15 protein-coding genes and 1 pseudogene are annotated in these 18589 nt (G+C 64.4%); 11 read left to right on the top strand and 5 right to left on the bottom strand.

The features are described 5' to 3' along the window. A pseudogene (locus tag Q0R16_RS14230) lies at positions 1 to 213 on the bottom strand (DUF159 family protein); the annotation flags it as partial. Positions 214 to 241: 28 nt separating this feature from the next. Here Q0R16_RS14230 and Q0R16_RS14225 point away from each other — a divergent pair. From Q0R16_RS14225 to Q0R16_RS14210, 4 genes are all read left to right on the top strand, one after another. Next, positions 242 to 1021: a class II aldolase/adducin family protein gene (locus tag Q0R16_RS14225; RefSeq protein WP_295637348.1), complete on the top strand. Its 780-nt coding sequence runs from the start codon at positions 242 to 244 to the stop codon at positions 1019 to 1021. 22 nt (positions 1022 to 1043) lie between these two features. Continuing rightward, complete coding sequence (locus Q0R16_RS14220; protein WP_295637345.1) at positions 1044 to 1655, top strand: (2Fe-2S)-binding protein; 612 nt, start codon at positions 1044 to 1046, stop codon at positions 1653 to 1655. 142 nt (positions 1656 to 1797) lie between these two features. Next, positions 1798 to 4056, top strand: coding sequence for a TonB-dependent siderophore receptor (locus tag Q0R16_RS14215; RefSeq protein ID WP_295637341.1), 2259 nt, complete (start codon positions 1798 to 1800; stop codon positions 4054 to 4056). A 12-nt stretch (positions 4057 to 4068) separates the two neighbouring features. After that, complete coding sequence (locus Q0R16_RS14210) at positions 4069 to 4743, top strand: Fe2+-dependent dioxygenase (RefSeq protein WP_295637338.1); 675 nt, start codon at positions 4069 to 4071, stop codon at positions 4741 to 4743. A gap of 9 nt (positions 4744 to 4752) precedes the next feature. Here the strand turns inward: Q0R16_RS14210 and Q0R16_RS14205 are convergent, their stop codons facing one another. Next, the gene (locus Q0R16_RS14205; protein WP_295637336.1) at positions 4753 to 6423 is read right to left on the bottom strand and encodes a bifunctional metallophosphatase/5'-nucleotidase; all 1671 of its coding nucleotides are present in this window, start codon (positions 6421 to 6423) and stop codon (positions 4753 to 4755) included. 260 nt (positions 6424 to 6683) lie between these two features. Here Q0R16_RS14205 and Q0R16_RS14200 point away from each other — a divergent pair, with 260 nt between their 5' ends. Next, entirely contained in the window at positions 6684 to 7319 is a 636-nt protein-coding gene (locus Q0R16_RS14200) for a TetR/AcrR family transcriptional regulator (protein ID WP_295637333.1), read from the top strand. 20 nt (positions 7320 to 7339) lie between these two features. Here the strand turns inward: Q0R16_RS14200 and Q0R16_RS14195 are convergent, their stop codons facing one another. Beyond that, positions 7340 to 8098 (bottom strand): crotonase/enoyl-CoA hydratase family protein, encoded by a 759-nt coding sequence (locus tag Q0R16_RS14195; protein WP_295637329.1) that lies wholly within the window; start codon positions 8096 to 8098, stop codon positions 7340 to 7342. Between the two features lie 111 nt (positions 8099 to 8209). Here Q0R16_RS14195 and Q0R16_RS14190 point away from each other — a divergent pair, with 111 nt between their 5' ends. Both Q0R16_RS14190 and Q0R16_RS14185 read left to right on the top strand, forming a co-directional pair. Beyond that, positions 8210 to 9229 (top strand): oxidoreductase, encoded by a 1020-nt coding sequence (locus tag Q0R16_RS14190; RefSeq protein WP_295637327.1) that lies wholly within the window; start codon positions 8210 to 8212, stop codon positions 9227 to 9229. Between the two features lie 78 nt (positions 9230 to 9307). Continuing rightward, entirely contained in the window at positions 9308 to 9736 is a 429-nt protein-coding gene (locus Q0R16_RS14185; protein ID WP_295637325.1) for a thioesterase family protein, read from the top strand. Positions 9737 to 9940: 204 nt separating this feature from the next. Here the strand turns inward: Q0R16_RS14185 and gyrB are convergent, their stop codons facing one another. Then, on the bottom strand, positions 9941 to 12481 hold the full coding sequence (gene gyrB, locus Q0R16_RS14180; RefSeq protein WP_295637323.1) for a DNA topoisomerase (ATP-hydrolyzing) subunit B: 2541 nt from the start codon (positions 12479 to 12481) through the stop codon (positions 9941 to 9943). Positions 12482 to 12644: 163 nt separating this feature from the next. Here gyrB and Q0R16_RS14175 point away from each other — a divergent pair, with 163 nt between their 5' ends. The 4 genes from Q0R16_RS14175 (at position 12645) to Q0R16_RS14160 (ending at position 17855) form a co-directional block, all read left to right on the top strand. Beyond that, positions 12645 to 14024: an alginate export family protein gene (locus Q0R16_RS14175; RefSeq protein WP_295637321.1), complete on the top strand. Its 1380-nt coding sequence runs from the start codon at positions 12645 to 12647 to the stop codon at positions 14022 to 14024. 122 nt (positions 14025 to 14146) lie between these two features. Further along, a complete protein-coding gene (locus Q0R16_RS14170) occupies positions 14147 to 15559 on the top strand; it encodes a M20/M25/M40 family metallo-hydrolase (RefSeq protein WP_295637318.1) in 1413 nt (470 codons plus the stop codon). Between the two features lie 31 nt (positions 15560 to 15590). Then, complete coding sequence (locus Q0R16_RS14165) at positions 15591 to 17021, top strand: M20/M25/M40 family metallo-hydrolase (protein ID WP_295637317.1); 1431 nt, start codon at positions 15591 to 15593, stop codon at positions 17019 to 17021. 201 nt (positions 17022 to 17222) lie between these two features. Further along, positions 17223 to 17855 (top strand): HNH endonuclease, encoded by a 633-nt coding sequence (locus tag Q0R16_RS14160; RefSeq protein WP_295637316.1) that lies wholly within the window; start codon positions 17223 to 17225, stop codon positions 17853 to 17855. Positions 17856 to 18007: 152 nt separating this feature from the next. Here Q0R16_RS14160 and Q0R16_RS14155 read toward each other — a convergent pair. After that, positions 18008 to 18589, bottom strand: a 582-nt coding sequence (locus tag Q0R16_RS14155) for a hypothetical protein (RefSeq protein WP_295637315.1), incomplete at its 5' end; no start/stop codon positions are given.

Raw genomic sequence — 18589 nt, 5'->3', positions numbered from 1 at the left:
TTCGCCGAACGGCGGCCAGCCCCAGCGCATCGTTTCGAGCCGGCGCGGCTGGCCGTGCGCGGCGCTCAAAATCACCGGCGCCATCGCCTCGGGATAGATTTCATCCATCGCGCCCAAGTTCGCGCCCGTCGTATCGAGCGGACCGAATGGTTGCCGCCCAAAGAGCTGAGAGATTGCATCGGCATTGGTCGTCATGCGATAGAGGTTGCACATCGCCAACCGATGACACGCGGAGAGACTTATGGCCACCCAGCTTACGCCCCCGGCAAGAGGCCGGAACCTCGATTGCAGCGAAGCCGAATGGCAGGCGCGGCAGGAACTTGCAGCGTGCTACCGCATCTTCGACCTGCTCGGCTGGGGCGAATCGATCTACAACCATATCTCGGCGCGCGTGCCCGATGAGGACAACGCGTTCCTCATCAACCCGTTCGGGCTGCTCTACTCCGAAGTCTGCGCGTCGAACCTGGTCAAGATCGACATCGACGGCAACACGCTCGACGGCAGCCCCTACCCGGTCAACAAGGCCGGCTTCACCCAGCACGGCTATTTCCACCGCCACCTCGATTGGGCGCACGCCATTTGCCACGTCCACACCACCGCCTCGATGGCGGTGTGCAGTCTGGAGGGCGGGCTCCAGCCGGTCAATTTCTACGCCTGCAACTTCATGGGCAAGCTCGGCTATCATGATTTCGAAGGCATCACCGTGCGCGACGAGGAAGCCGACCGGCTCAAGGCCAACCTTGGCAACAACCGCATCCTGATGCTGCGCAACCACGGGCCCGTGGTACTCGGCCGCGCAGTGCCCGAGATGTTCGTGCAGATGTGGGCGCTCCAGCGCGCTTGCGAGATCCAGGTCGCGACGATGGGCATGGGCAAGGCCATCCAGATTTCGGACGACGTGGTGAAAGTCCACCAGCGCGATCTCGTCCAGGGGCAGGTGCCCGGAACCCAGCCGGGCGAAGCCGATTTTGCCGCCTGGACGCGCCGGATCGACCAGGTCGACCGTAGCTGGCGCGACTGACACCCCGCCACGGGCGCCGCTAATGGCGCGCCTTACCATCAATGGCCAGCCGCTCGAGATCCGCATGGATCCCGACACCCCGCTGCTGTGGGGCTTGCGCGACGGCGCGGGGCTGACCGGCACGAAATACGGCTGCGGCAACGGTGATTGCGGCGCGTGTACGGTGATGGTGGACGGACAGGCCATGCACAGTTGCCGGCTGACGCTGGGTGAGAGCGAAGGCCGGGTGGTCACCACGATCGAAGGTTTGAATTTTGGGGGCATATCGCAGCCCGGACTGCACCCGATCCAGCAGGCATTGCTCGATGAACAGGCGATCCAGTGCGGGTTCTGTACGCCAGGCATCGTCATGGCGGCCGCAGCGCTGCTCCAGTCCAACGCCGAACCAGGCGAGGCCGATATCGGTGCGGCGTTGACCAATCTGTGCCGCTGCGGAGTCTATCCGCGGCTGGTGCGCGCGGTCCAGCGGGCGGGCGCGGTCATGCGCGCGGGCAGCAACCCTGCACCGCCGCCGCCGATGGCTGCGGACACCGCCAAGCCTGGAACCAACGCGCCGGTGGCGGCCAGCGGCAACGATGGCACTTCGGCGGTAGGCCAGCCCTCGGCCGACGCCACGATCGCGCCCAAACCCTGAATTTACTGCATCGCTGCCATGTTTCGCGCCGTTGCGCCGACGATTGCCTGCGCCACGATGGCATTAAATGCGAATGGATCGCATTAGCGGTTGTAAATGATAACGACTCGCAATAGTAGCCATGCCACCAACGGAGGGCAGCATGGCTATTGATTGTTATTCATCGCGCGCGGGCATGGCAGGGCTGCTCGGGTCTGTCCTTGCGCTTGCGGTCTTCCCGATCAGCGCGTTTGCCGCCGAAGACGACGGCGCCGCCAGCGACGATCAAGGCGGGCGCGCGCCGATCGTGGTCACCGGCAGCCGCGAAGGTGCGTTCAATCCCAGCGCCAACCCGCAGGCACCCTACAAGGTCGAGGCGTCGCGCAATGACAAGCTGACCGAACCGGTCCGCGACACCCCGCGCAGCGTGACGATCATCCCCAAGGAAGTCCTGGCCGATACCGGCGCCACCAGCTTCCGCGATGTCGCGCGCTCGACCCCAGGCGTCACGCTGGCCACTGGCGAGGGCGGCAATGCTTATGGCGATCGGGTGTTCATCCGCGGCTATGAAGCGCGCAACGATGTCTATATCGACGGCATGCGCGATCCCGGCGTGTCCAGCCGCGAGATCTTCGCGGTCGAGCAGATCGAGATCATCAAGGGCTCGGCCGGCGCGTTCGGCGGGCGCGGCACCACCGGCGGGCTGGTCAGCCTGGAATCGAAGAAGGCGCAATTGCGCGATTTCGCGGTGCTCGAAGCCGGGCTTGGCAGCGATGCCTTCACCCGCGTCACGATCGATGCCAACAAGCGCCTGACCGATACGCTCGCGATCCGGGTCAACGGCCTGTACCACGATGGCGATACCCCGGGCCGGCGGCAGGTTTGGCAGAAGCGCTTCGGCGGCGCGGCGGCGCTGCACTGGGAAGCCACCCCCAAGGTCACGCTCGACGCCGATTACTACTACCTCGATCTGTCGGGCATGGCCGATTACGGCATCCCGTTCGACACCCGCACGCAGCGCCCGTTCGCGGTCGATCCGAGCAATTTCTACGGCGCAGTCGGCCGCGATTTCCTGAGTGGTGGCGCCGATATTGCCACGGTCACGTTGCGCTACAAGCCGAGCGAGGCGGTGTCGTTGCGCAGCATGACCCGCTATGGCGCGGTGGCGAACCGCTATGTCGTCAGCGTGCCCGGCCGGCCCACGATCACCGCCGCAAACCCCGCACAGTGGACGGTCAGCGTCGGCACCACCCAGCGCAACGCCATCTCGCGCAGCGTCGATACGATCAACGACGCCACGATCCACCTCGATACCGGCGGGATCAGCCACACCATTGTGACGGGCATGGAATATTCCCGCGAGCGCGTTCGCAACCGACGCTATGCCTTCCCCGCGTTCGTCGAGGACCAGGCCGGCAACCAGATTGCCACGACCACCACGCGCGTGCTCAACCTGCTCAATCCCAACCCGTTCCTGGCCGCAGCCGTGCCCGCGCTGCCCGACTTGACCACGCCCAATTCGATCAACACCGTCGAGACGGTGTCGGGATATTTCATCGATACGCTCAAGTTCGGCGAACACGTCCAACTGACGGGCGGGGTGCGCTACGACGATTACGCGATCCGCGCGACCGGTGGCGCGGGTGCGGCGGCCTACGATCGCAAGCAGCACTATGGCCTGCTCAACTGGCAGGCCAGCCTGACCTATAAGCCGATCACCGCGGCCACGCTTTACGCTTCGGTCAGCACGTCGTCGAACCCCTCGGGCGAGCAACTCGATGCGACCAGCGATGTTTACGGTGGACTGGGAGTGGGCACCATCAACCTCGCGCCTGAAAACAACCGCGCGTATGAAATCGGCGCCAAGTACGAGATCGCGGGCGGCAAGATGTTGCTCACCGCTGCCGCCTTCCGCATCGACAAGGACAATGCGCGCGAACAGACTGCGCCAAATGTCTATCAACTGGTCGGCAAGCTGCGTTCGCAGGGCTTCGAGCTGGGCGCATCTGGCAACCTCACCTCGCGGCTGGCGGTGTTTGCCGGCTATGCCTATCTCGATGCCAAGATCATCGCCTCGGTCACGCCGGGCTTTGTGGGTTCGCGTTTTGCCAACGTCCCCAAGCACAGCGGTTCGGTCCTGGTCACTTACGCGCTGACCAAGGCGATCACGGTCGGCGGGCAGGCGGTGCACCGCTCGGCGCTGTTCGGCGGCAACTTCGCGGCCGGCGCGGCGCAGCTTCCCGGCTACTGGCGCTACGATGCAGTGGCGCGGGTGCGGCTGTCGGATCGGTTCGAACTGCGCGCCAACGTGCTCAACATCGGCAACAAGCGCTATTTCGATGCGATCTACCGTTCGGCGACGCCTTACAGCTATGTCGCGCCGGCGCGGTCGGGCACGTTGACTCTCACCGCGAAGTTCTGACACCTCACGGCCATGGTGATCCGGATCGAACAAGTCCTGTCCCGAGAGGCAGCACTGGCTTTGGGCAGACGGATCGCTGCGGCCGAATGGATCGATGGCAACGCCACCAGCGGACCGGGCGCGGCCATGGCCAAGCGCAACCGCCAGCTTCCCGAAGCCGGCGAGGCGGCGCAGGCGGCGCGGGCCGAAGTGCAGCGCGCGCTGGCGCAGAGCGATGCCTTCCTGTCGGCCGCGCTGCCGCACGCCATCTATCCGCCGCTGTTCAACCGCTATGGCCCGGGCGACCGTTTCGACATCCACGTCGATAACGCCGTCCGGGTCGAGCCGGCCACTGGCACGCAAATGCGCGCCGACATGTCGGCCACGCTGTTCCTGTCCGATGACTATGACGGCGGCGTGCTGACGATCGAGACGCCGGGTGGTGAGCAGGCGGTCAAATACGCGGCGGGCGACATGGTGCTTTACCCATCGACCACCCTCCATCGCGTGACCGAGGTGACGCGCGGGGAGCGCATCGCGGCGTTCTTCTGGGTGCAATCGCTGGTCCGCGACAGCACCATGCGCGAAACGCTGTGGGACCTGGATCGCGCAACGCAAGCGCTGGCGGCCGAGCGCGGCAAGACCGACAGCCAGGTGCTGCGGCTGGCCAAGGTCTATCACAATCTGGTGCGTGCTTCGGCGCTCTGACGTGGCGGATCAGCCCGTCGGCTGTTCGCGCATCTCGGCCGGCACACTGCGCAGCGGCACGGCCTTGATCCACGCTTCCAGCGCCTCGACATCGGTCATCCCCAGCACTGCGTCGGTGCCCTTGGTGAACAGCGAGAACCCATCGCCGCCCAGCGCGAGGAAGCTGTTGACCGTTACGCGGTAGCGCCGCGCGGGGTCGATCGGCTGGCCATTGAGCGTGATCGCGGTGATGCGGTCACCCGCCGCGCGCGCCATGTCGTAGCGAAACCCGAAACCTTCGGACGGGCTCAGCCATTGCTTGGGTCCGCTATCGTCGAGCCCCTGTTCGAGCACGGACTTCAGTTCCGCGCCGCTCAGCGACAGCGTGGTCAGCCGGTTGGAAAACGGCTGGACCTGGAACACGTCACCGAAAGTCACCGCTCCCGCATTGGGAGTGGCCGCCTTGGGCACCAGCGGCGCGCGGATGCCGAACGGGTTCATCAGCGCGATTTCCGCTCCGGCGCCCCGCGATGCGGCCAGTTGCGAATCCGCGATCAGGTGGCCAAGCACGCCGCCTTGCGCGCTTTCGGCGTTGGGGCCCTTGGTCGCCGGGCCGGACAAATGCCCGATCACTTGCGCCGATGTGGCTTTGGCGCCCGCGACGTATTGCGCGACATAGCCCGCGACATCGGGCGCGGGCGCGAAGCGGGGATAGGCTTCGGTCAGCGCGACAGGGCCGTTCGATCCGGTATAAGCTTCGGATTGCACAATCACGTTGTGCGCCTTGCGCGACACTACGCGGCCCGCATCCGGGTCGATCGCCAGCGTGACGTCGGTAACCAGCTTGCCGTAAAGCCCGGCGCTGGTGAACATTAGCGGGCCCCCGGCCCCGCCTTCGTTGGCGCGCGCGAATTCGCAGACATAGGCCCAATGGGTGTGGCCCGAGACGACCAGATCGACCCGTCGATCGAGCTTCGCCAGCACCGGTTGCAAATCGCCCGCCGGCTTGTCGCAGCCGCTGGGGTCTTGCACGCCGCCAGAGGACGGGCCGGTCCGGATGCCCTGGTGGATCAGCACCACCACCGCCTGCGCGCCTTGCGCCTTGAGGCTGGTGACGCCGGCGTTGATCGCCTCGGCTTCGTCGGTGAAGCGCAAGCCCGCAACGCGATCGGGCGAGACGAGGTCCGAAGTGCCACGAAGCGTCAGCCCGATCACGCCCACGGCCACCTTGCGCCGGCCGCGCCCAAAACTGCGCAGCGCGGTGGCAGGGAAGATCGTCTGCCCGTCGGGACCGAACACGTTGGCGGCGAGATACGTGAACTTCGCGCCGGGGAATCGCTCGATCCGGCACGGCTCGGCGCTGGTCAATTTTGCGCAACCGCCATGCTGGAGCCGTTGCAATTCGTGCCAGCCGCGATCGAATTCGTGATTGCCGACCGCGTTGAAATCGATCCCGATCCGGTTCGCCACGCCCACCGACGGTTCGTCGAGATAGATCGAGGACGCAAATTGCGAGGCGCTGGTGAGATCCCCCGCCGAGACTGTGAGATGATAGCGGTGCGCAGCCCGTATTTGGCGCAACGCGCTCGCCAGGCATGCCGCCCCGCCGGCGGGCACCGCGATCGTTGCCCCGTTCGATCCGGGTGCGCTGACGCTGGCCTTGGGTGGTTCGAGCGCGCCGTGGAAATCGTTGATGGCCACGATACCAACCTCAACCGGCGCCGCCGACACCGCGGCAAGCCCGCCATTGCCGGTACGGGGTGCGGCGCAACCGGCAGCAAGGAGCGGTAGGGCGAAAGCGGCAAGGCGCGCATGGAATCGGATCATCGCAGCCACGACTAGCCGAGCCTCGGTGACAATTACAGGTCAGCGAGAAAGTGAATCCTGCGGGCCGGAATTGAAACTGCCTTGCACCATCCCTAGATTGAACTTGGCTCGGCGCAGGGAGGCTCCGTTCGACCATGGCAGCATCGAATCCGATCAGTTCCGAAGAGCGTGAGCGCCTGGTCGGCATTGCCTTGCGCATTGTCGAGGAGCGTGGCGGGCAGGCGCTGACGATGAACGAACTGGCCGCGCGTGCCGGCTTGTCGGCAGCGCATCTTGGCAGGCACTTCGAAAGCAAGGACACGCTGCTCGAAGCGATTGCCGAACACTGGTTCCGCCCCAAGGTGGCGATCATGGACGATGTCATGGCATCGGACTTGCCCGCGCGGCGCAAGATGTACGAATTCTTTGCGAGGCGTTTCGTGCGGTTGCGCGATGCATACCTGGCCGATCCCGCAGCGTTCCAGATGTATATAGAGATCGGGCAGGAGCACTTCGAACTGGTGCGCAGCTACGTCGATCTGGGCGACCACTATCTTGGCGAGATCATCGGTGAAGCAATGGGCGAAGGGTACTTTGCCGGGCTGGGCGTGGACGAGGCGATCAGTCTCGTGAACCAGATGTGCACGCTTTACGTCAACATGGGCGCAATGGTTTATGTGATCGACCGCTTGTCCGAGGACAAGCTGGCGCGGATCATCGACGCGGTGTTCGATGGCCTCTCTGCGCAGGACCGCGGCGCCAAAAGCCTGAGCGGCTTGCGCGCTGCCTGACGGTATCGATGGCGAAGCGGCTATTCGAAGCGCCCGCTCCGCCCCGCGCCCTCCACGAATCGCCGCGCACCAGCCTCGGCTTCGGCCCGCAACGGGGCGTCGCCACCGTGTCCCTCGGCGCGCAAGGCTTTGGCCAGCGGTAATTGCCACTGCACCAGCGCCGATGCCCGATCGGCACGCAGACATACTTGCGGAAACGCGGCAATGTCTCGTGCCAACGCTTGCGCGGCGGCCAGCGCGCCGCCCGTCGGCACGATGCGGTTGGCCAATCCCATCGCCAGCGCTTCGTCCGCGCCGACCGGTCGACCGGTCAGGATCATGTCCAGCGCGCTGCCTTGCCCGATCACGCGCGGCAACCGCACGGTGCCCCCGTCGATCAACGGCACGCCCCAGCGCCGGCAAAACACCCCGAACACCGCGCTGGCCGAGGCCACGCGCAGATCGCACCACAACGCGAGTTCGAGACCACCCGCGACGGCATGGCCTTCGATCGCGGCGATTACCGGCTTGGTCAGCGCCAGCCGCGTGGGGCCCATCGGGCCGCGACCTTCGGGATCGTGGCGGTCATGGTTGCGACCCACCGCGCGCAAGTCGAACCCCGCGCAGAACGTGCCGTCGGCCCCGGTCAGCACCGCGACGTGCAACGCCGCGTCGGCCTCGAACGCGGTGAATGCTTCCAGCAGGGCCAACGCAGTCGGTGGATCGACTGCGTTGCGGCATTCGGGCCTGTCGATGGTGATGGTGCGAACGGCGCCTGAATCTTCAACGAGAACGGTCATGCAATCGGCCTCCAACGTTGACGTGTTCGTGGGCTGTAGTGCCCGATTTCGCTGGCACCGTCGCGGACATTCGGGTTTGACGGCGCGGATTGGAAGCGCGCGGGAGACGGTATGATCAGGGTCGGACTGGTGGGCTACGGCATGGCCAGCCGCGTGTTTCACGCGCCACTGGTCGCGGCGGTGCCGGGGATTGCGATCATGGCGGTGGCTTCGGGCAAGCCCGAAGCGGTGCGCGCCGACCTCGGTGACGTTGCGGTCGTTGCCACGCCCGAAGCGTTGTTTTCCGATCCCGCGATCGACCTGGTCGTGGTGGCGACACCCACCGCCACGCATGCCCCGCTGGCGATCGGGGCGCTACAGGCCGGCAAGCATGTGGTGGTCGAGAAGCCTTTCGCCACCTCGCTCGCCGAAGCGCGCGAGGTGGTAGCGGTGGCCAAGGCGCAGGATCGCCACTTGTGGGTATTCCACAATCGCCGTTGGGACGGCGATTACATGGGGGTGAAGATGGCGATCGAAGCCGGGGCGATCGGCCAGGTCGTGCACTTCGAGGCGACGTACGACCGCTATCGCCCGCAAGTCATCGACCGCTGGCGCGAAGATGGCTCGCCCGGTTCGGGGCTGTGGTTCGATCTGGCGCCGCACCTGGTCGATCAGGCGCTGCAACTGTTCGGGACGCCGCAAGCCGTCAGCGCCGAGATGGCGGCGCTGAGGGGTGGCAGCCGCGCCGACGATTGGGCGCTGGTCACGCTGCGCTATCCCGACAAGCGCGTGGTGCTGCACGTCAGCCTGCTCGCGATCGGCGCGGCGCCGCGGTTCCGCATCCACGGGACGACCGGTTCGTTGATCAAGCAGGCGATCGACCCGCAAGAAGCGCAGATCGTCGACGGCCTGCGCCCGGGCGATGCCCGATATGGCCTCGATCCCGATCCGCTGGTGACAATCGCGGCCGACGGCAGCCGCAGCGAAAGCGCACTGCCGCGCGGCTGCCAGCAGGCGTTTTATGCAAGCATCGTCGATGCATTGGCCTCGGACGGTCCCGGGCCGAACACGACCGATGACGCGCTGATGGTACAAGCGGTCATCGATGCCGCTTATCGTTCATCGCGCGAAGGGCACGTGGTCGTGCTGTAACGTTTTTTTGCGACGAGCAGTGTATCGCCACCACGTTGCCGCTGGTCGCATCGCGCAAATCATGGTACTGACAGAATTGTGAATAATCTCCCCCAGCCCGCTCCAATTCCCCACGAATACGCCATCGGTGTCGACCCGGCGGACATCGACTTCATGGGCCACGTCAACAACGCCAGCTACCTCAAATGGGTGCAGGATGCGGTGATCGATCACTGGCGCAGCCTCGCCCCCGCCGATGCCGTGGCCGCACACGCCTGGATCGCGCTCAAACACGAAATCACCTACCGCCGCCCGACGTTCCTGGGCGACGACGTGATCGCCACCGTCCTCCTCGAAAAAGTCCAGGGCGCGCGCGCGTTCTACGAAACAATCATCCGCCGCGGCGAGGACGTGCTTGCCGAGGTGAAATCGAGCTGGTGCTGCATCGATGCCAAAACGCTGCGCCCGGCGCGGTTGGCGCGCGAGGTGATTGCTAAGTTTTTTCCTGAAGCGGAAGCCAAGGTTTAAGCAGCCTCCGGCGGGCAGGGATTTACCATCCCTGCACCCAGTGACACTGGCGACGTTGCGCAACAATCAAACCATACGCCCGCCGCGCAGCGGCAAAAATGTCTTCCGGCGCAATGTCAGAATATGCCTCACCGGCACCGACCGGCCTCGACGGTACTGGGTTGAAAGGGTGGTAACCCTTTCCCGCCGGAGGCACCTACCCCTTCAAACGTCCAAGTTCGCCACGTTCAACGCATTCTCCTGGATGAAATCGCGCCTTGGCTCGACCACATCCCCCATCAGCCGCGTGAAGATCTCGTCGGTTACGTCGGCATCTTCGACTTTTACCTGCAGCAGCGAGCGGTTGTCGGGGTCGAGCGTGGTTTCCCAGAGCTGGTCGGCGTTCATTTCGCCCAGGCCCTTGTAGCGCGAGATCGACAAGCCCTTGCGGCCGCCGGCGAACACCGCTTCGAGCAGTTCGGACGGGCGCGTGACCACGTCTTGCGCCGATCGGCCGCGGCTGGCGGTGGTGACCGGGGCGGGCGCTTCGTCCTCATCTGTCTCGGTATCGGTAACCGGTTCGGGCTCGACCACTTCAGCCCCGGCTTTTACCAGCCGAGCGGGCGAGGCGTAGACCTGGGCTTCTTCACCCGCGACCCGCGCCAGTTTGCGGGCTTCGGCGCTGACCAGAAAGCCGGCTTCGATCACGTGGTGGTCGGTCACTCCGCGCCACACGCGCTGGACGAGGTAGCCGCCTTCTTCGGACGGCCCGGCGGTCCACCTGGCTTCGAGATCGCCGCGATCGAGCCATGCGGCGGCGCGCGCCAGCGCATCGGTTCGACCCGCAGCGTCAAGATCGGGTTCGAACGCGCCGGCCAGCGCCAGCGCTTCGATGATCGAGGGGTCGTAGCGGCGCGGCACATAGGCCATCAGATTGCGCATGCGCAGGGCGTGATCGACCAGCGCCTGCAAGTCTGCCCCGCCGCGCGCCCCGCCACCGGTTTCGAGGATGCGGCCGGCAAGACCCGTTTGCACCAGGTATTCGTCGAGCTTGGCGTTGTCCTTGAGATAGACCTCGCTGCGGCCCTTGGCGACTTTGTACAGCGGCGGTTGCGCGATGAACAAGTGCCCGGCGCGGATGATGTCGGGCATCTGGCGGTGGAAGAAGGTAAGCAGCAGCGTGCGGATGTGCGCGCCGTCGACGTCGGCGTCGGTCATGATCACGATCTTGTGATAGCGCAGCTTGTCGAGGTTGAATTCGTCGCGGATGCCGGTGCCCATCGCCTGGATCAGCGTGCCGACTTCCTTCGAACTGATGATGCGATCGAACCGCGCGCGTTCGACGTTGAGGATCTTGCCCTTGAGCGGCAGGATCGCCTGGATGTGGCGGTTGCGGCCCTGCTTGGCCGAGCCGCCGGCCGAATCGCCTTCGACCAGGAACAGTTCGCACTTGGCGGGATCGCGCTCCTGGCAATCGGCGAGCTTGCCGGGCAGGCTGGCGATGTCCATCGCGCCCTTGCGCCGGGTGAGTTCGCGCGCGCGTTTGGCGGCTTCGCGCGCGGCGGCGGCGTCGATCACCTTCTGGATGACCATCCGCGCATTAGCGGGATTTTCCTCCAGCCATTCGCCCATCTTGTCGGCCATCAGGCTTTCCAAGGGCTGGCGCACTTCGCTGCTGACCAGCTTGTCCTTGGTCTGCGAGCCGAACTTGGGATCGGGCAGCTTGACCGAGACGATCGCGGTCAAGCCTTCGCGCATGTCTTCGCCCGAGAGCGAGACCTTTTCCTTCTTCAACATGCCCGAGCGTTCGGCATAGTTGTTGATGGTGCGGGTCAGTGCGGCGCGGAATGCGGCCAGGTGCGTGCCGCCATCGCGCTGCGGGATGTTGTTGGTGAAGCACAGCACGTTTTCGTAATACGAATCGTTCCATTCGAGCGCGACATCGATGCCGATGCCATCGCGCTGCGCCGAAATCGTGATCGGATCGGGCACCAGCGGCTGCTTGTTGCGATCGAGGTAGGCCACGAACGCGCCGATCCCGCCTTCGTAATAAAGGTCGTGCTCCTTGACCTCTTCGTGGCGCTTGTCGCGCAGCAGGATGCGCACCCCCGAATTGAGGAACGCCAGTTCGCGGTAACGGTGCTCCAGCTTGTCGAAATCGAATTCGAGGACGTTCTTGAAGGTTTCGGTGCTGGCCAGGAAAGTCACGCGCGTGCCCTTCTTCGACTTGCCGTCGGCGTCCACCGGGGCCGTGCCGCGCTTGACCAGCGGCGAGACCGCATCGCCATAGGCGAACTTCATCCAGTGTTCTTCGTTGTCGCGCCAGATCGTCAGTTCGAGCCATTCGCTGAGCGCGTTGACCACCGACACGCCCACGCCGTGCAACCCGCCCGAAACCTTGTAGGCGTTGTCGTCGCTGGTGTTCTCGAACTTACCGCCCGCGTGAAGCTGGGTCATGATCACTTCGGCGGCCGAGACGCCTTCTTCGGCGTGGATGCCGGTGGGAATGCCGCGGCCGTTGTCTTCGACCGAAACGGATCCATCGGGGTTCAATTCGATCAGAACCAGGTCGCAATGCCCGGCCAAAGCCTCGTCGATCGCGTTGTCCGAGACTTCGAACACCATGTGGTGCAGGCCCGAACCATCGTCGGTATCGCCGATGTACATCCCCGGGCGCTTGCGGACCGCGTCGAGCCCCTTGAGAACCTTGATGGAATCCGCGCCATAGGCGTTCTGGTTGGGGTTGCTGTGGCTGTCGTCGCTCATGCCCACCATATAGGCACGAAGGGCCCCAAACCCAAGCGAATCCCGACTGTTTTACACAACGGGCAGCGGGTGGAGCCAGCGTCCGACCCCTTCACGCCGGTTGGCAAGCATTTTGAGGGCTGTTAGGGCCAGCATCCGCTACCAGCGCGCTTTTGGGGGTTCCATGCCAAGGCTTCGGCCATCGATTGCGCGAAGCCTTGCGCCGGCCGGCCTCGCGCTCGTTTCGGCTCCTGCGGTCGCGGCCGCGCCGACTTTGCAGGCGGCCATCGGCAATCCATCCGACTTCCACCTCTCGGGCAGTGTGCGGTTGCGCTACGAAACGCTCGACGGGCAATCGCGTGCGGGCTTTGCCGCCGATGACGAGCAGCTTGCGATGCGCACGATCATTGCCGCCGAATACCATCACAAGGCCCTGCGCATCGGCGCCGAGCTTTACGACAGCCGTGCCTGGCTGGCCCCGCCGGGCAGCGCGATCAGCGCAAACGACGTCAATGCGTTCGAATTCGTGCAGGCTTACGTGGGCGCCGATCTGGGCGCGAGCCTGGGCGCAGGCAGCGACACCAAGATCAAGGCCGGCCGGATGACGCTCAACCTGGGGTCGACCCGGCTGGTTGCATCGGACGATTACCGCAACGCCACCAATGGCTACACCGGGCTGCGCGCCGATGTGAAAGCGCATGGGGTTGCCGCCACGCTGATCTACGTGCTTCCGCAAATGCGGCTGCCCGATGATCCGGCCGGGGTACGCAGCAACAAGGTGGCGTGGGACCGCGAAAGTTTCGACGTGCAGTTGTGGGGCAGTGTCGTGGCCCGGCCGCGCGCGATCGCCGGCGCAACCGCAGAGCTGACCTATCTGCACTTTCACGAAGTCAGCAGCCTTGGACGCCCGAACCGCGAACGCCAGCTCGACACATACGGCGGGCGCCTGGTGCGTGCGCCCGCGCCCGGGCACTGGGATTTCGAGGTCGAGGGCTATCACCAGACCGGCTCGATCGCGACGACCACCGCCCCCGGCGCCGCACGATTGCCGGTGGCAGCGTCGTTCGTTCGCGCAGGGTTCGGCTACGCGTTCGCCAACAAGGCAAAACTGCGGCTGTCGCTGGCTTACGACTACGCCAGCGGTGATGGGCCGGGCGGACATTATGCCCGCTTCGATACGCTGTTCGGCAGCCGCCGCGCCGATCTCGCGCCGGCCGGGATCTATAACGCGATCGGCCGCACCAACATCAGCAGCCCCGAAGTGCGGGCAGAGATCGCGCCGGACAAGCGTTTTGACGCTTTCGTCGGCTATCGCGCGCTCTGGCTGGCCGAGCCCGGCGATGCGTTTTCCACCACCGGCGTGCGCGATGCCAGCGAGCGCAGCGGCCGCTTTGCCGGACACCAGGTCGATATGCGGCTGCGCTATTGGCTGATTCCCGGCGCACTGCGCGGCGAGGTGGACGCGGTGTGGCTGGCCAAGGGACGCTTCCTGTCGTCCGCACCCAATGCGCCCCACGCCGGCGATACGCATTACCTCTCGGTCGGGCTGTTCGCCACGTTCTAACGCGCCTTTGTCGCGCAACGATCCGGCGCAACGCTACCCCCTTCCCAAGCGCCGCGCATCATGCTCAAACCCGTTTCACAATGAACCGGATCGGTCGATCCGCGAAAACAAGGGGTTCGTTCATGCGTTTGGGTCTCATGCTGGGCTGCGCGGTCGCCGCGCTGGCACCGATTGCCGTTGCACACGCCGCCGATGCACCGCTGCGCCCCGATCAAGTGGAATACCGCACGCTTTACAAGGACATGGTCGAAACCGACACATCGATCACCACCGGCAGTTGCACCCTGCTGGCCGACAAGATCGAGGCGCACATGAAGGCGCGCGGCTTTACCGGCGCCGAGATTTTCCGCTTCGCCGTGCCCGATCACCCCAAGGAAGGCGGCATCGTCGTCACGTATGCCGGCACCTCTAAAACGGTGAAGCCGATGCTGCTGCTCGGCCACCTCGACGTGGTCGTGGCCAAGCGCGAGGACTGGACCCGCGATCCCTACACGCTGATCGAAGAAAACGGCTACTTCTATGGCCGCGGCACCTCGGACATGAAGGCGATGGACGCGACCTGGGTCGACATGCTCGAACGCTTCCGCAAGGAAAACTACAAGCCCAAGCGCACGATCAAGCTGGCGCTGACTTGCGGTGAGGAAACCAGTTGGGCGTTCAACGGCGCCAAGTGGCTGGCCGAAAACAAGCCCGAACTGATCGCGGCCGAATTCGCGCTCAACGAAGGCGGCGGCGGGCGTACCGATGGTCATGGAAAGGTCATGGTCCAGTCGCTCCATGTCGGCGAAAAGACCGTGGGCAATTACCGCATCGAGGCCACGAATGTGGGCGGTCACGCCAGCGCCCCGGTGAAGGACAACGCGATCTACGAACTGGCCGATGCGCTGGTGAAAATCCGCAACTTCGACTTCCCGACGATGCTCAACGACACCACGCGCGCCTTTTTCACGAAGCTGGGCACGAACCCTAACAACGCGATGGGCCCGGCGATGCTGGCGATTGTCGCGAACCCTGACGACAAGGCCGCCGAAGCCACGCTCAACACCGACAAGTCGTACCATTCGATGTTGCGCACCACTTGCGTCGCCACGCTGATCGACGGCGGCCATGCCAACAACGCATTGCCGCAGCGGGCCGGCGCCAATCTCAATTGCCGCATCTTCCCCGGCGTTGATTATGAAACCGTACGCAAGACGCTCGAAAGCGTGATCGCCGATCCGAAGATGACCGTGGTCAAGTCCGACGATCGCGGCCCGCTGGCGAAAGCCCCGCCGCTCGATCCCAGGATCGTCGGCCCGGCCGAAAAGCTGGTGGCGAAATACTACCCCGGCGTGCCGCTGGTGCCATCGATGTCGACTGGCGCGACCGATGGCATCTTCCTGGAGGCGATCGGCATCCCGTCGTACGGTCCTCCGGGCGGCTATGGCGATCCCGATGGCAACGGCACGCACGGCCTCAACGAACGCGCGATCGTCAAAGGCGTGTTCACCGGCCGCGATTTCCTGACCGAACTGGTCAAGGCTTACGCCGGCTGAGTCCCGACACATTCAAGGATCTACAAACCCAATGAAAACAATCGGATCGCTGCTCGCCGCCACCATTCTTGCCGGTAGCGCGCACGCCGCCACCCCCGCTGCCACGCCCGCGCCTTCAAGCGGTGAGGCCGACTTCCGCGCGCTGTACAAGGAACTGATCGAGACCAATACTACGCAGTCGACCGGCAGTTGCACGTTGGCGGCCGAACGCATGGCCGCGCGGCTCAAGGCCGCGGGGTTTGCCGACAGCCAGATCACGATGTTCGCCGTCCCCGAACATCCCAAGGACGGTGGCCTTGTTGCCATCCTGCCGGGGACGGACAAACGCGCGAAACCGATCCTGCTGCTCGCGCACCTAGACGTGGTCGAAGCCAAGCGGGCGGACTGGACCCGCGATCCGTTCACGCTGATCGAGGAAAACGGCTATTTCTACGGCCGCGGCACCGTCGACGACAAGGCGCAGGCCGCGATCTGGACCGACACGATGGTCCGCTTCGCGCGTGAAAAGTACAAGCCGAAGCGCACCGTCAAGCTGGCGCTGACTTGCGGCGAGGAAACCTCGGGCGCGTTCAACGGCGCCGAATGGCTGGCGAAGAACAAGCGTGAGCTGATCGACGCTGCCTTCGCGCTCAACGAAGGCGGCGGTGGGCGCACCACCGGCAAACCGATCTCGCAAGGCGGCAAGCTCGAAGGCCAGTCGATCCAGGTGGGCGAAAAAGCCTACCAGGATTTCACGCTGACGGTCACCAACCCCGGCGGCCATAGCTCGACCCCGGTGCGCGAAAATGCGATCTACGTGCTGGGTGATGCGCTTGCCAGGATCCGCGATTTCGAATTTCCCGTCCAGGTCAGCGACACCACGCGGGCCTTCTTTACGACCACCGGCAAGCTGCGCGGCGATGCGATGGGCCAGGCGATGGTCGCGCTCGCCGCAAACCCGGCCGACACCAAGTCCGAAGCCATCCTCAACCAGGACCGCACGTTCCATTCGATGCTGCGCACCACTTGCGTCGCCACGATGGTCGACGCCGGCCACGCGCTCAACGCGCTTCCGCAGCGCGCCACCGCCAACGTCAACTGCCGGATGTTTCCCGGCCGCACCTCGGAAGAAACCCAGGCCGCGCTGGTCAAGGCGATCGACAATCCCAAGGTCACCGTGGACCTGCGGGTCAAGGACAAGCCGATCGCCATCCCGCCGCCGCTCGATCCTGCAATCGTCGGCCCGGCGCAAAAGCTGGCGGCCAGGTACTTTCCGGGCGTGCCGTTTGTGCCGACGATGCTGACCGGCGCTACCGACGGGGTATACTTGGAAGCCGTCGGCATCCCGACGTATGGCGCGCCCGGCGTCTGGCTCGATCCCGATGGCAACGGCCTGCACGGACTCAACGAGCGGGTCGAAGTACGCTCACTGCTGACCGGGCGCGATTACCTTTTCGACCTGGTGAAAGCCTACGCTGGCTGACGCGCACGCTGCGGCAACCGCAACACACCTGCGCGGCGCTGTGGACAGTGCCGCGCGGGACACCTTGACGCATGCCATGCCGCCGTGTTCCAACATGGCCGTGCGTCACGAGGTCGTCACAACGCTGCGTCAGACAAGCCGCCATCAGCGGAGGACATCGGGCGTGAGCAACTGCATCGCACTGAATTCCAAGATCGGGCCATGCTCCATAGCGAGCTGATCGACCGGGCGGAGCACGCCCGCTACGGCAGCAGCGATGCTGCGCGCTTCGCTCGCGGCGATGCCACGCGAAACCTCGGCAGTTGCCACGCGCTCGTCCTCAACGCCGATTACACCCCGCTCAGCTACTACCCGCTCAGCCTGTGGCCCTGGCAGACCGCGATCAAGGCGGTGTTCCTCGAACGCGTCGACATCGTCGCCAGCTACGAACGCGAAGTGCACAGCCCCTCGCTCGACATGAAGATCCCGTCGGTGATCGCGCTGCGCCAATTCGTGCGCCCCAGCGAATACCCCGCCTTCACCCGCTTCAACCTGTTCCTGCGCGACAAGTTCGTGTGCCAATACTGCGGATCGCCCGACCAACTGACCTTCGATCACGTCGTCCCCCGCCGCCTCGGCGGCCGCACCTCGTGGGAAAACGTCGCCACCGCCTGCGCGCCCTGCAACATGCGCAAAGGCGGCCGCACCCCGCGCCAGGCCCACATGCGGCTGTTCAACGACCCGATCCGCCCAACCACCTGGCAGTTGCAGGAATCCGGCCGCGCGTTCCCGCCGGGCTATCTGCACGAAAGCTGGCGCGATTGGCTGTATTGGGATGTGGAACTGGAGAGTTAGTTAGCGGCTTTGAATAGAGCCTCCGGCGGGCAAGGGGGGTATAGTGATAGGTCTGGAAAAATGTATCGCGGACCACACCAAGCGCAAGTCCTCGCAGTATGGAATATCATCTACTAAGAGCGATAATACCCAAATCAGTGTTTAGGGTTATTTTAAGAAACCGAACAGCCGTACATAACTTCTCCAGCAATTGCGGTGCCGACCCCGCCCATCTCAAACAGAAATTGTAAATTTTCATTCTTCCTATTCACATTTGTAATAACTTCCGACAAGCCGGCCATCTCAATCAATTGAAGTCCAAATCTCTGGCATTCCGAAATAGAAGCGTTACCTCTTGTCTGGATATGCAGAGCTAGCCCTGGGATGCTGGAAGACGTTTCTAAGGCTTTTGCGGAGAACGTGGGGCATCGCCTTTCGGCAGCTTCTGCCATAAGGGCAGTCCTTAGACCCCAGAAATATCGCCTGCGCAGAATCGGTGAAAAATCTATTTCATTGACGCTGATAGCCGCCGCAACGACCCTCGCTCCAATTTCATAAATTTCTCGGTACGATTTTTTATAGACAAACGTCTCTCTCAACATTGTGAGTACGTCGTTTGGATCAAAAACTGGAATGGCTTCGTTTACGAGATGAAGCAGAAACAGGGAGCCGATTTTCGCTTCGTCAACTAGCCATTTTTTAGGGTAGACATGGAAGCTGACCCCTAGTTGGTCAAAAGGCTTTTTGATGTCACC

Origin of the sequence: Novosphingobium sp. (assembly GCF_025351285.1) — a bacterium.
In the GTDB taxonomy this organism is placed as follows: Bacteria; Pseudomonadota; Alphaproteobacteria; order Sphingomonadales; family Sphingomonadaceae; genus Novosphingobium.
The sequence above is the reverse complement of the archived record's forward strand: the minus strand, read 5'-3'. Positions and strand labels throughout refer to the sequence as shown.